Origin of the sequence: Streptomyces sp. NPDC088553 (assembly GCF_044752965.1) — a bacterium.
Classification (GTDB): Bacteria; Actinomycetota; Actinomycetes; order Streptomycetales; family Streptomycetaceae; genus Streptomyces.
This window is the reverse complement of the sequence record NZ_JBIVMG010000002.1, coordinates 780,640-792,643: the sequence shown is the minus strand read 5'-3', so window position 1 is coordinate 792,643 and position 12,004 is coordinate 780,640. Positions and strand designations below refer to the sequence as shown.

Genomic DNA, 12,004 nt, shown 5'->3' with positions numbered 1-12,004 from the left:
CCGTCTCTCCCGATGAATGGGGACGTGGCGCACACCGGGGGTGGACACCCCACGTCGGCGCACTGGAACTTAACTTAGCCTAACCTAAGTAGTCCCGGTGGCGGAATCGCGGATGTGCGGCGCCTGATCAGGTGAGAGGTTTCAAAGGCTCTGCGGCGGAGCCGAGTTGAGGGCGTTGCGTTGCGGTGCGGCTTCGCGGGGTTCCGTGGGGCCCCGTCAGGCCGGCGCCCCCCACGCCGTCGTCAGGCCGTCCAGCCAGGCCGGCGGGAGTTCGGCCGCGTCCCATTCCTCGTGCAGGGCCGACGGCGTCTCGGCCAGGCGTTCGAGCACGGCCACACTGGTGGGGGAGTGGACGAGGGAGTAGCGGCCGTGGATCGCGATCGGGCTGCCCGGGCCGTACTCCGCGTACAGTCGCTCCAGGTGTGCGTGGTGGGCCGACGCGAACTGCGTCAGCCGCCCCGGATACCCGGCCCGTTGCCGCGGGCTCATGGTGCGCAGCACCGCGCCGAGCACCTGCTCGGTGACCTCCGGGTCGAGGTCGGAGACATCGGCGAACGAGAGGTAGAGCGGTGTGACGGCCACCTTGGCCCGCTCCATCTCCGCCCGTCCCACGGGGGAGCGCTCGTCGGGGGAGTCGGCCGACGGGCCGGTGGTGACGGCGCGGATCAGCGCCCGCTCGGCGACGGCGCCGAGTTCGTCGGTGACGGCCAGGGCGCCGTCGGACCAGCCCGACGCGTAGGGCTCGCCCTTCTCCCGCGGAGCACTCCTCCGCGCTTCGGCGATCTCCGTGTGCGCGAGGGCGAGCGCGCCGGCCTCGACGAGCCCGATGAGTTCCTCCGCGTCGCCGGTGTAGACCCCCGCCCGCGCGAGGAGCTGGAGGAGGGTGGTCTTCGCGTTGAGCACGCTGGCCACGTCCAGCTGCTGCTGCCGTCCCTCTTCGGCGGTGTTCATGGGAGGGTCCTCCTCGTCGTACGGGCGGCACGGTGCGGGTGCGCGGAACGCTCTGTTCGAGCCTACGCAACGCCCGTTCCTCCGGGGTCCGCATCCCCCTCCTCCCGTGCGCGCGTCGCGACGACCCCATGGGTCACGAACCGTCACACCCGCCTCGCCGGCCCTGTGGAGCGGGTCAGTCCCGGTACACGCGCAACTGCGCCACCTCGTACGACATCTCCGACACCCCGGGGTCCGGCGCCGGGTGGTAGCGGCCCGCGCAGACCGACAGGTTCACGATGAGGTGCGCCTGCCAGGAACGCCCCACCCCGCGGCGGTCGTCGAAGACCCGCGCGCCGTTCACCCACCACACCACGTTGCGGGCGCCGAACTCGACCCGTAGGTCGACCCAGGCCCCCGGCCGGATCGCCGCGTTCCGGTAGTAGTGGTGGCGTCCCCTGATCCGGTTCGACAGCTCCAGGAGGTCGGGGTTGTCGGGGTGGTACTCGAAGACGTCGATCTCCTGCCCGCCGTCGAGCCAGGTCCAGACGGCCGGCCACGCGCCCGTCTCCACCGGCAGCCGCACCCGCGCCTCCAGGACGTCGTCGGCCCGTACCAGGAAGGCCTCCGCGCTGCCCTCCGTCGTGAGCAGTCCCGCGTCCCATGTGCCGTCGGGTCGACGGGTCGCCCGGAAGACCCCGGTCCTGCTGTACGAGGGGTCCTCCACGAGGTGGTCGAGCTTGTTGTCGCCGGGATTGGTCGGCCCGCCGCCGGGATAGGCCCAGGAACGGCCGGCGACCCACTGCTCGGCGGAGGAGAAGTCCGCGTCGAGCACGACCCTCCCCGGTGATCGCGCGGGTCCTCGGGGGCCCGTCCCCGGGCGGCTGGCCGAGCCGCGGCGTCTGAACAGCCGGTCGAAGAGGTCGGACAGCACGGCACACTCCTCTCGCGTGGGCGCGGTCGGCCCGCGAACGATCTGCCCCGCCCGGCTCTGTTCATGCGAGGAATAAGGCCTATTGGCGACAAGTCGTCACAAGAGCTGTCGTGCGTGTGACGCCGGAATCCTTCTGAATGTCTCACTGGGACATTAATAGGTGTACGGTGCATGTATGAGCTCGGAGCGAGGAAGCCGCATCCCGCGGCGCGGCCCCAAGGGGACGCGGACGCGTGAGGCGCTGAGCGAGGCCGCCCTGCGGCTCGTCCTGGAGCGAGGACCGGCCGGAGTCTCCGTGGAGGACGTCACCGACGCCGTCGGCGTCTCCCGGCGCACCTTCAGCCGCTACTTCGGCTCCAAGGAGGAGGCCGCCCTCGACGGCTTCCGTGCCGACTGCGCACGGATCAACGAGGCCCTCGCCGCCCGCCCGGTGAGCGAGACCCCGCTCACCGCCTACCGGGCCGCGCTCCGGACCTGGCTCGCCGACCCGGTCATCCCGGCCTGGCACCGACGCGAGGGGGTACGCGAAGTCCTCCGCCTCGCCGAGACGGAGGCCCCTCTCCGCGCCGTCCTCCGGCGTGTCCTCCTGGAGGGCGAGGCCGCGTCGGTCCGGCTGGTGGCGGCCCGCATCGGCGCCGACCCGGAACGCGACCTGCGGCCCGCCGTCGCCGTCGGATCGGGCGCCGCCACGCTCCTCGCCGCCACCCGCGCCTGGGTGATCGGCGGCCCCCGGGAGGCGCTGCCCGCCCTCGTGGAGGAGGCCTTCGGCCTGCTGGCGACGGAACCGCCGCCGGTGGAAACCCGTACAACCGTGTGAGGAGCCACCATGACGCACGACCGCACCGCCGACGCCCGTACCACCGCCCCCCGTACCGCCGACGCCCGTACCACCGCCCCCCGTACCGCCGACGCCCGGACCGACGGCTCCCAGGAGTTCGCCGGAAGGATCGCGCTCGTCACCGGCGGCGCCTCCGGCATCGGGCTCGCCGTCGCCCGCCGCCTCGCCCACGCCGGTGCCGCCGTGGCCGTCGCCGACCACGACGCCGACCGCGTGGCCGCCGGCGTCACCGAGCTGACCGAGCGCGGCGCCGAGGCCCTCGCCGTACGCATGGACGTCACCGACGACAGTTCCCTCCGGGAGGGCGTCGAGGCCGCGCTCGCCGCCTTCGGCGGCCTCCACCTGGCGGTCGACAACGCGGGCGTCGCCGGTGCGCGCGTCCCGGTCGCCGAGACCCCGGCCGAGGAGTGGCGGCGCGTCGTCTCCACCAATCTGGACGGCGTCTTCCACTCGCTCCGCCACGAACTCCCGGCGATCCTCGCCTCCGGCGGCGGCGCCGTCGTGAACATGTCCTCCATCCTCGGGACCAACGGCTCCGCCGGCAGCGCCGCCTACGTCGCGGCCAAGCACGGCGTCGTCGGTCTCACCAAGACGGCCGCACTCGAGTACGCCTCCCGGGGGGTACGTATCAACGCCGTCGGCCCCGGCTACATCGACACGCCCCTCCTCGCCGGCATCGGGCAGGAGGAGTACGACGCCCTGGTCGCCCTCCACCCGGCGGGCCGGCTCGGCCGCGCCGAGGAGGTGGCCGAGCTCGTCGCGTTCCTGCTCTTGGAGCGGGCGTCGTTCGTCCACGGCGGCCACCACCTCGTCGACGGCGCCTACGCCGCCCGCTGAGTCACCCGGCCGCAGGCGAAGGAAGCAGAGAAACCCGAAAGGAAGGAAAGCGCCATGAAGGCACTGCAGTACCGCACGGTGGGCGCCCCGCCCGAGGTCGTCACCGTCCCCGACCCGGGACCCGGCCCCGGCCAGGTGCTCCTGAAGGTCACCGCCGCCGGTGTCTGTCACTCCGACATCGCGGTCATGAGCTGGTCCGCCGACCAGCTGCCCTTCCCGCTGCCGCTGACCCTCGGCCACGAGGGCGTGGGCACGGTGGCGGCCCTCGGCGCCGGCGCCGAGGGCTTCGCGGTCGGCGACGCCGTCGCCGTCTATGGCCCCTGGGGCTGCGGCAGCTGCTCCATGTGCGCCCAGGGCAAGGAGAACTACTGTCTGCGGGCCGCCGAACTCGGCATCAGGCCGCCGGGCCTGGGTGCCCCCGGTGCCATCGCCGAGTACATGATCGTCGACAGCCCCCGTCATCTCGTCCCGCTCGGCGGCCTCGACCCCGTCCAGGCCGTACCGCTCACGGACGCCGGCCTCACCCCGTACCACGCGGTCAAGCGTTCCCTCCCCAAGCTGGTCCCCGGGAGCACCGCCGTCGTCATCGGTACCGGCGGGCTCGGCCACGTCGCCATCCAGCTGCTGCGCGCCATGACCGCGGCCAGGGTCGTCGCCCTGGACGTCACGGAGGACAAACTGGCCCTGGCCCGCGCCGTGGGCGCGCACGACACGGTGCTGTCGGACGCCGGGGCGGCCCCGGCGGTCCGCGAACTGACGGGCGGACGCGGCGCCGAGGTGGTCCTCGACTTCGTGGGCGTCCAGTCGACCGTGACGGCCGCCGGCGCGATGGTCGCGGTCGAGGGCGACGTCACCATCGTCGGTCTCGGCGGCGGCACCCTGCCGGTCGGATTCGGTGCCCTGCCGTACGAGGTCTCGGTCACGTCCCCGTACTGGGGGACCCGGGCCGAGCTGATCGAGGTGCTCGACCTGGCCCGCGCCGGCGCGGTCGACGTCCACACCGAGACGTACAGCCTGGACGACGCTCCGAAGGCCTACGAGCGGTTGCACGAAGGGCGCGTCAACGGGCGGGCGGTCATCCTCCCGAACGGCTGAGCCGAACCGAAGGGCGCGCGGGATCGCACGCGCGCCTCCGGGGATCCTGATTTCGGATACGCTGTATCCGAAACCAGGATCGAGGTGCGCGTACCCGTTCGCGCACCCGGGGGCGCCGAGGAGCATCGGACATGCCGGAATCGAACGACACAGGCGAGGCGGCGGCGGGCGCGGTCGACACCGCCCACGCCGCCCACACCGCCGTCACCGTGATCGGCGCGGGGCCCGTGGGCCTCGCGCTCGCACTCGACCTGGCCCGCCGAGGGGTCCCGGTGCGCGTGGTCGAGCGCGACGAGAAGCGCTTCCAGGGCTCACGGGCCAAGGGCATCCAGCCCCGCACCCTGGAGGTCCTCGACGACCTGGGCCTGGCCGACGCCGCCCGCACGGCGGGCGGCGCCTACCCGCCGATGGGCCTCCATCTCGGCCCGTTCACCAAGGCCTGGCAGATGCACGCCACCGCCCCCGACAGCATCGGCACCCCCTACCCCGACGTCCTTCTGCTCCCTCAGTACGCCACCACCGCCCTCCTCCACGACGCCGTCGAACGCCTCGGCGTGCGCGTCGACTTCGGCGCCCGCGCAGTGGAGATCACCCAGGACGGGGGGACGTGCACGGTACGACTGGAGGACGGCCGCGTCCTCCGGAGCCGGTACGTGGTCGGGGCCGACGGCGGCTCCAGCACCGTCCGCAAGGCGGCCGGCATCGCGTTCGAGGGCACCACGCACGAGAACGACCGGATGATCCTGGTCGACGGCACCGTCGACGGACTGTCCCGCGACCAGTGGCACATCTGGCCCCGCCCGCGCGGGCGGGGCATCGCGGCATGCCCCCTGCCGGGCGAGGACGGCCGCTTCCAGATCATGATCAGGATCCGGCCCGACGACCCCGTCGACCTGACCGGCCCGGCCCTCGCCACCCTCCTGCGCCGCCGCGCGGGCGCGTCCCTCACCCTGCGCGACATCACCTGGTCCTCGGTATTCCGACCCAACATCCGCCTCGCCGAGCGCTACCGCAACGGCCGGCTCCTGCTGTGCGGCGACGCCGCACACGTCCACACACCCGCCGGCGCGCAGGGCCTCAACACCGGTGTCCAGGACGCCCACAACCTCGGCTGGAAGCTCCAGCAGGTCCTCGCCGGTGCCGACGACGCGCTCCTGGACAGCTACGAGCGGGAGCGACGCCCCGTCGCCGCGCAGGTCCTCGGCCGCTCGACCGAGCTGTACGAGGGCCTGCGCCGCACCCGCCCCGGGGGGCTCACCCGGGGGCCCGACGAACACCAGCTCGGCATCTCGTACTTCGGCGGCCCACTGGCCCCGGCGGACGCGCCCCGCACGGCGAACCTGCGCTGCGGCGACCGGGCCCCGGACGCGGCCCTGCCGGAGGCGACGAGGACGACCGGGCCGGCGGATGCGACGAGGACGACCGGGTCGGCGGGCACGAGGGGGACGGCCGGGTCGGCGGGCACGAGGGGGTCGGCCGGGTCGGCGCGCCGCCTCTTCGACCTGTACCGAGGCCCGCACTTCACCGCGCTCGCGTTCGGCGCCGATGCCGCCACCGCGCTCGACCGCCTCCCCTGGCCGCCCGGCGGTGTTCCGCTGCGCCGCCACACCGTGCTGACGCACACCACACCGCGTACACCGGAGGAGGAGGCCCTGCTCACGGCCTACGGCATCACCGAAGACACGGTCGTGCTGGTCCGCCCGGACGGCTACATCGGCGACATCGGCCACCCCGCCGATTCGGCCGGCGGCGGCAGCGGCAACAGCGGCGGGGCGGACGGCGGAGGCGCTCCACCCGTGCCCCCGGCGATCGCCCGCCTGACCGCCGGCTGAGGTCGGTGCCGCGGCGGCGCGGGCGTCCGGCGTCCGCGCCCGGCCCGCACACGTGCGACCGGTAGCGTGTCACCGCACCACCGATGGCCGCCGGGAGCCGCGACGCGCAGGGCGGCGACGACCCGGCACAGCGAGAGAGGGCCCAGCGTATGGCCGCCACCCCGCCACCCCCCGGCAGCCCGGCCTGGTGGGCCACCCGCCCGAACCCCACGGCCCCGGCCGCCGCTTCCGCCGAGCCGAGGCGCGGCCGCCCGTCGCTCGACACCGCGCACATCGTCGCCACGGCGCTGCGGCTCGTCGACGAGCACGGCACCCAGGCGTTCTCCCTGCGCATGCTCGCCGACGCCCTGCATTCCGGCACGGCCACGCTCTACCGTCACTTCGACGGCAAGGACGAGATCATGGCGTACGTCGTCGACCGCGTCCTCGGCGAGGTGAACCTGGACGCCCTGACCCCGTCATCCGACTGGCGCGAGACCCTCACGGTGACGGCCCACGGGCTCCACGACACCCTGCGCCGCCACCCGAACACCCTGCCGCTGCTCATGGCGTACGTCCCCGTCGGCCCGCACGGACTCGCCCAGCGCGAACGCGTCCTGGCGGCACTCCTCGACCACGGTCTGCCGGCCGACCTGGCCGCCCGTGCCTTCACGGCCGTCGTGCACTATGTCATCGGCTTCACCGCCCAGCAGTACGGCGCTGGCGCCGCCCCCGACCACGGCACCGAACTCGCGGCCTTCTACGGCGGACTCGACCCGGCGTCCTACCCCGCCCTCCTGCAGGCCGCCCGGTCCCTCACGTCGGTGGCGGTGGACGAGGAGTTCGCGTTCGGCCTCACCCTCCTCGTCCGAGGCCTCGCACACCTGGCTCCGTGAGGCCACCCCGCGCACCCACGCACCCGGCGCACCCACCGCACCCCGTCACCCGCGCACCGCGAGGCTCACGAGACCATGATCGTCCAGGTGCCGGCCAGCGAGGCCACGTACAGGGCGACGCCGATCGGCAGATGGACCCACGGGGTACGGCCCCGTCGCCAGGCCAGCATTCCGAGCCCGGCCGACACCGCCGCCGCGACGCCGAGCCCGATCCAGGGCAGCGCCCACATCGAGAGCATGCCGAACGTCGTACAGACCGGGGCCGGACGGTCGGACCCGCAGCTGTCGGTCGCGAAGATGGAGACGTAGAGGGCGATCGTGTCGATCATCAGGCCGCCGCCGACCAGGACCGCGAGCGTCACCAGATAGCCGGTGGGCCATGTGCGCCGGGCCGTTCCCGGGGGGCCCTGCATAGGGAGGCTCATGTTTCCTCGCTCCGCCGCGTGTCGTCGTGTGCCGTGACAACACGGTAGGAGCGGGGGCGAGGGCATGGGATGAGCACGCGTACTCATCTCGGCACCCTCCGCGCAGGGCATCGGGTGGCGCAACGAGTTCGTGAGCTGACCGGGCGGCACGCGCGCGACACGCGGCCGGTCCGGGCCCGGGGCGTGCGCATCCCGAACCCGGACCGGTTGCCGGTGTCGGCACCGGTACCTCCGACGACTGGGTCGGCGCACCGGGCCGCTGCCCGGCCCCGCCGCCTACCCGGCGTAGGTCTCGAACTCGGCGACGCGGGGGGTGCCGGTCGAGCTGACGATCTCGAAGGTGATCTTCTTGAGGGCGGTGCGGGGGACGGTGATGGTCCCGGCCCCGCTGCCGGAGGCGAGGACCGCTCCGGTGTCACCGTTCAGGACGCGCCAGGACCCGATGGCACCGGCGGAACCGGCCGCCTCCCGGATGGTGACCGCGGACACGGTGGTGGCGGAGCCCCACTTGACGGACACCGAACCGGTCGAGCCGGCGGGCGACCAGTAGGTGCTGAGATCGCCGTCCCGGACGTTGCCGTAGCTCGTACCGTCGGCCTTGCTGGAACCGTCGGCGCCGGCCCCGATGCTGAGGTTGGTCCCGCTGGGATCCGTCGGTCCCGGCGTGGGCGTGGTCGGAGCCGGGGTGGGCGAGGAGGAGGTCGGCGTCGGAGTGGGCGTGGGGCTCGGAGTCTGCGGGGAGCAGCTGCCGTTCGACACGAGAAGACCCTTGCCCGCACCGGCCGTTCGACCGACGACGTCCGGCACGCAGGCGGCGGAGTCGAGGCTGTACGCGTAGGGGATGGCGACGGTGGTGTTGGACTGCGGGTCCGGGCCCGCCGGGTTGTTGTCGGCGCTGCGCGCGGACCAGGTCACGTTGTCGAAGATGTTGCCGCCGACCTGCCAGTACCCGGCCGCGTCGGTGTAGAAGGTGCCCAGGACGTCCTTGGAGTCCTCGAAGTAGTTGTTGTCGACCTTGGCGTGGGCGCCGGCGCGGGAGTTGATGCCGGACTCGTTGATCCGCAGGTAGTGGTTGTTGTACATGTGCGCGGTGCCGCCGCGCAGCAGGGGAGCGCGCGAGTCGATGTTCTCGTAGAGGTTGTGGTGGTACGTGATGAAGCCGTTCGACAGCTCGGTCTCGCTGGAACCGACGAGGCCGCCCCGGCCGGAGTTGCGCAGGACGCTGTAGGACAGGGTCACGTACTGGGTGTTGTCCTTCATGTCGAAGAGCCCGTCGTAGCCCTCCGACTCGCCGCCCGACGCCTCCAGGGTGGTGTGGTCGACCCAGACGTTGCGGACGTCGCTCTCCATGCCGATGGCGTCGCCGCCGTTGGAGAGGGGGGAGCCCGACTTCTTGACGTTCCGGACGGTCACGTTCTGGATGATGATGTTGCTGGACTCGCGTATGTGGATGCCGAGTTGGTCGAAGACGGCGCCGGAGCCGACCCCGACGAGGGTGACGTTGCTGATCTGCTTGAGCTCGATCACGTCGGCGGCGGTGTTGCAACTGCTGCCGGACACCTTGGTGGTGTTGGCGTGGTTGATCGTCCCCTCGACCTCGATGGTGATCGGGGTGCTGCTGCTGGCCCGTGCGCACAGGGCCGCGTGGATCGCGGTCCCCGTGGTGGCCCGCACGGTCTGCCCGCCGGCGCCGCCGGTGGTGCCGCCGTTCTGGGTCGCGTAACCGGTGGCACCACCGGTGGCCGCCGATGCCTGAGGCATCGACAACACCACGCCGGTCGCGGCCGCGAGGGCCAGGGTGGCCAGTGCCGCGTGGAGCCGAAGTGCGACTGGTCGTCTCATGCTCGCCGTCCTTCTCGTCTTCGAACGCTGGGGGTGGTTCCTGAATGCCGTGCTGTGCTGTGCCACTTGCCGAGCCGTGCTGTGCGGAACATCGTCCGGTCCGGAGGAAGCAGCCCGTGGGCAGGCCTCGACGAGGCACTCCGGAATAGAAAGAAAGCGCTTTCTCGCCGGGAGAATAGGGTGCCCCCAGGGCGGTGGCAAGGCTCCGCGCAAGACGTCCGCACCCGTCATGACGCACCGCCTCGGACCGTCGGGGGCCGGGGGAGGGGGTGCCGCCGGGACGTTCTATCCGCTTGTCAGTCCGGAGATGATCAAGTAGCGTCCTTCGACGTGAACACCGGACCGGCGATTCGACGCCATACACAGACGGGCCATCCGGTGGACGACTGATCGCTCCGTGGGTGCGTCGAAAGCACCCCCACGGTTCGGCACGCGGACCCCCTCAGTGCTCAGGCACTGCGACGAGTCCCTTTCGTGTCGAATCAACAGCGAGGTCATCCACATGGCAGTCACGTTCAACCACACCATCATCGCCGCCAAGGACCGCCACGAGTCGGCGCGGTTCTTCCGGGAGCTGTTGGAGCTCCCCGAAGCGCCGTCCTGGGGTCCCTTCATCAACGTCCAGCTCGCCGACGGCGTGCTCATCCAGTTCGCCGAGCCCCCGGTGGACATCCAGATGCAGCACTACGCCTTCCTCGTCGACGACGAGCTGTTCGAGCGGGCGTACCAGCGACTCCGTGACCAGGGAGTCGAGCACTGGGCCGACCCCCAGATGAAGCGCCCCGGCGAGACGAACGACGAACACGGCGGCCGCGGGGTCTACTTCAAGGACCCGGGCGGTCACGCGTTCGAGCTGATCACGCGGCCCTACCTGTAGGGGCGAGGCACTGCGAGGCGAGACCGGCCGGGCACCCGTGTGGTGCCCGGCCGGCCCTCGGCCGTTCCTCAGGCCAGGAACTCGCCGTCCCGGGCCACCACGACACCGCCGTGCACCACCATGTCGCGGCGAGGCATGTCCACGACCACCTGCGGCAGGCACTCGCCCCGGACCAGGACGAAGTCGGCCGGGGCGCCGGCCGTGAAGTCCGCGTGCGCCAGGCCCATCACGTCCGCGCCCTCGTGCGCCGCGACGTCGTAACAGTCCCTCAGCTCGTCGTCCAGACGCACATCCGTCACCCAGCCGAGGATGTGCGCCCGGTGCATCATGTCGGCGTTCCCGAACGGGCTCCACGAGTCACGCACACCGTCCGACCCGAGCCCGACCCGCACCCCGTGCTCCCGCAGGCGCGCGATCGGCAGGACCAGCGAGTCCGACGGCGCGACGGTGGTCAGAGCGATGTCCTGATCCCCCAAGTCAGCCGCTATGGAACCGAGTTCACGGTCCGTCAGGCCCGGGAGGCAGAACACATGGCTCACCGTCACCTTCCCCGCGAGGGACAGCGCCCGCGTGCGGTCCACGATGCCGCGCATCGCCTTCATGCCCTTCTCCCCGCGATCGTGCAGGTGGATGTCGACCCCCACACCGTGGCGGTCCGCGATGCCGAACACGACGTCCAGCTGATCGTCGAGGGCGTTGTCGAACCCGATCGGGTCGATGCCGCCGATCATGTCGATGAGCCCCTCGCGCGCCGCCTTCTCGAGGAGCGCGGCCGTCCCCGGCGTCCGGATCACCCCGTGCTGCGGGAAGGCCACGATCTGGACGTCGAGGGCGTGGCGCAGCCGCTCGCGCGCCTCCGCCACGCCCTCCACCCCCGCCAGGCCGTACGCCGGTGCCACGTCGGCGTGGGCGCGCATGCCGCGCGTGCCCCGGGACACGGCGTGCGACATCAGTCCGTACGCCCGCTCGACCACAGGGCGCCGCTGGCCGCGGAACAGTTCCACGTCCTGCGCCACGTAGTCGGCGATCGCGCTCGCCGGCCGCCGCGACACCCACGAGCCGCCCCAGGTCGTCTTGTCGGGGTGGATGTGCGCGTCCACCAGCGACGGCAGAGCGATGCGGCCGCCTCCGTCGACGACCTTCGCGCCGTGCGGCGCCGGACGGTCCGAGACGCGGCCGTCGACGACCACGAGGTCTCTGGCCTTCGCCGCGCCGAACGGGCGGACGTCGCGGAAGACGACCGTCCTGCACCCGCGTCCCGAGGCGCCGGGAGCCGCGGCGTCGGCGGCGACCGGGGCCGCCGCCGTCGCGGGCCCGGCCGTGGCGGCGGCGGTGGCCGTGGCGCCCGCCAGCGCCGCGGCTCCCCCCAGCATCGTGCGACGGGACAGCGCGCCGGCGGAGGCGGGAGCGGACTGGTGCGAGGACGAGGGGTACTGCATGGAGGCTCCTTCAGGGGAGGGGGGCGAGGCCGGCGTGGTGAGGGCGGGCAGCACGGATCGCGCCGCGTGTCCGATAAGCG

Annotated in this window: 11 protein-coding genes; 6 read left to right on the top strand and 5 right to left on the bottom strand. The window is 72.7% G+C overall.

Annotation, left to right across the window (positions count from 1 at the left end; genetic code table 11):
• Positions 1–216: 216 nt before the first annotated feature.
• Both ACIP8Z_RS08565 and ACIP8Z_RS08560 read right to left on the bottom strand, forming a co-directional pair.
• Positions 217–951, bottom strand: coding sequence for a hypothetical protein (locus tag ACIP8Z_RS08565; RefSeq protein WP_402080420.1), 735 nt, complete (start codon positions 949–951; stop codon positions 217–219).
• 175 nt (positions 952–1,126) lie between these two features.
• Entirely contained in the window at positions 1,127–1,765 is a 639-nt protein-coding gene (locus tag ACIP8Z_RS08560; RefSeq protein ID WP_402080840.1) for a beta-glucanase, read from the bottom strand.
• Positions 1,766–2,039: 274 nt separating this feature from the next.
• On the opposite strand from ACIP8Z_RS08560, the gene ACIP8Z_RS08555 reads away from it, so the two are divergent.
• From ACIP8Z_RS08555 to ACIP8Z_RS08535, 5 genes are all read left to right on the top strand, one after another.
• On the top strand, positions 2,040–2,681 hold the full coding sequence (locus tag ACIP8Z_RS08555; protein ID WP_402080417.1) for a TetR/AcrR family transcriptional regulator: 642 nt from the start codon (positions 2,040–2,042) through the stop codon (positions 2,679–2,681).
• Between the two features lie 9 nt (positions 2,682–2,690).
• The gene (locus ACIP8Z_RS08550) at positions 2,691–3,539 is read left to right on the top strand and encodes an SDR family NAD(P)-dependent oxidoreductase (RefSeq protein ID WP_402080415.1); all 849 of its coding nucleotides are present in this window, start codon (positions 2,691–2,693) and stop codon (positions 3,537–3,539) included.
• Positions 3,540–3,593: 54 nt separating this feature from the next.
• Positions 3,594–4,634, top strand: a complete 1,041-nt coding sequence (locus tag ACIP8Z_RS08545) for an NAD(P)-dependent alcohol dehydrogenase (RefSeq protein WP_402080413.1) — start codon at positions 3,594–3,596, stop codon at positions 4,632–4,634.
• A 131-nt stretch (positions 4,635–4,765) separates the two neighbouring features.
• The gene (locus tag ACIP8Z_RS08540; protein ID WP_402080411.1) at positions 4,766–6,466 is read left to right on the top strand and encodes an FAD-dependent monooxygenase; all 1,701 of its coding nucleotides are present in this window, start codon (positions 4,766–4,768) and stop codon (positions 6,464–6,466) included.
• Between the two features lie 149 nt (positions 6,467–6,615).
• Complete coding sequence (locus ACIP8Z_RS08535) at positions 6,616–7,341, top strand: TetR/AcrR family transcriptional regulator (RefSeq protein WP_402080409.1); 726 nt, start codon at positions 6,616–6,618, stop codon at positions 7,339–7,341.
• 65 nt (positions 7,342–7,406) lie between these two features.
• On the opposite strand, the gene ACIP8Z_RS08530 is transcribed toward ACIP8Z_RS08535, so the two are convergent.
• Positions 7,407–7,766, bottom strand: a complete 360-nt coding sequence (locus ACIP8Z_RS08530) for a hypothetical protein (protein ID WP_402080406.1) — start codon at positions 7,764–7,766, stop codon at positions 7,407–7,409.
• Between the two features lie 276 nt (positions 7,767–8,042).
• Positions 8,043–9,608, bottom strand: a complete 1,566-nt coding sequence (locus tag ACIP8Z_RS08525; RefSeq protein ID WP_402080404.1) for a polysaccharide lyase family 1 protein — start codon at positions 9,606–9,608, stop codon at positions 8,043–8,045.
• 502 nt (positions 9,609–10,110) lie between these two features.
• On the opposite strand from ACIP8Z_RS08525, the gene ACIP8Z_RS08520 reads away from it, so the two are divergent.
• Complete coding sequence (locus tag ACIP8Z_RS08520) at positions 10,111–10,485, top strand: VOC family protein (RefSeq protein ID WP_355962851.1); 375 nt, start codon at positions 10,111–10,113, stop codon at positions 10,483–10,485.
• 68 nt (positions 10,486–10,553) lie between these two features.
• On the opposite strand, the gene ACIP8Z_RS08515 is transcribed toward ACIP8Z_RS08520, so the two are convergent.
• Entirely contained in the window at positions 10,554–11,924 is a 1,371-nt protein-coding gene (locus tag ACIP8Z_RS08515) for an amidohydrolase (RefSeq protein WP_402080402.1), read from the bottom strand.
• Between the last annotated feature and the right edge of the window lie 80 nt (positions 11,925–12,004).

Coding starts and splice junctions, on each gene's coding strand:
- ACIP8Z_RS08565 (WP_402080420.1), bottom strand. CDS start 951: ATGAACACCGCCGAAGAGGGACGGCAGCAGCAGCTGGACGTGGCCAGC.
- ACIP8Z_RS08555 (WP_402080417.1), top strand. CDS start 2,040: ATGAGCTCGGAGCGAGGAAGCCGCATCCCGCGGCGCGGCCCCAAGGGG.
- ACIP8Z_RS08550 (WP_402080415.1), top strand. CDS start 2,691: ATGACGCACGACCGCACCGCCGACGCCCGTACCACCGCCCCCCGTACC.
- ACIP8Z_RS08545 (WP_402080413.1), top strand. CDS start 3,594: ATGAAGGCACTGCAGTACCGCACGGTGGGCGCCCCGCCCGAGGTCGTC.
- ACIP8Z_RS08540 (WP_402080411.1), top strand. CDS start 4,766: ATGCCGGAATCGAACGACACAGGCGAGGCGGCGGCGGGCGCGGTCGAC.
- ACIP8Z_RS08535 (WP_402080409.1), top strand. CDS start 6,616: ATGGCCGCCACCCCGCCACCCCCCGGCAGCCCGGCCTGGTGGGCCACC.
- ACIP8Z_RS08530 (WP_402080406.1), bottom strand. CDS start 7,766: ATGAGCCTCCCTATGCAGGGCCCCCCGGGAACGGCCCGGCGCACATGG.
- ACIP8Z_RS08525 (WP_402080404.1), bottom strand. CDS start 9,608: ATGAGACGACCAGTCGCACTTCGGCTCCACGCGGCACTGGCCACCCTG.
- ACIP8Z_RS08520 (WP_355962851.1), top strand. CDS start 10,111: ATGGCAGTCACGTTCAACCACACCATCATCGCCGCCAAGGACCGCCAC.
- ACIP8Z_RS08515 (WP_402080402.1), bottom strand. CDS start 11,924: ATGCAGTACCCCTCGTCCTCGCACCAGTCCGCTCCCGCCTCCGCCGGC.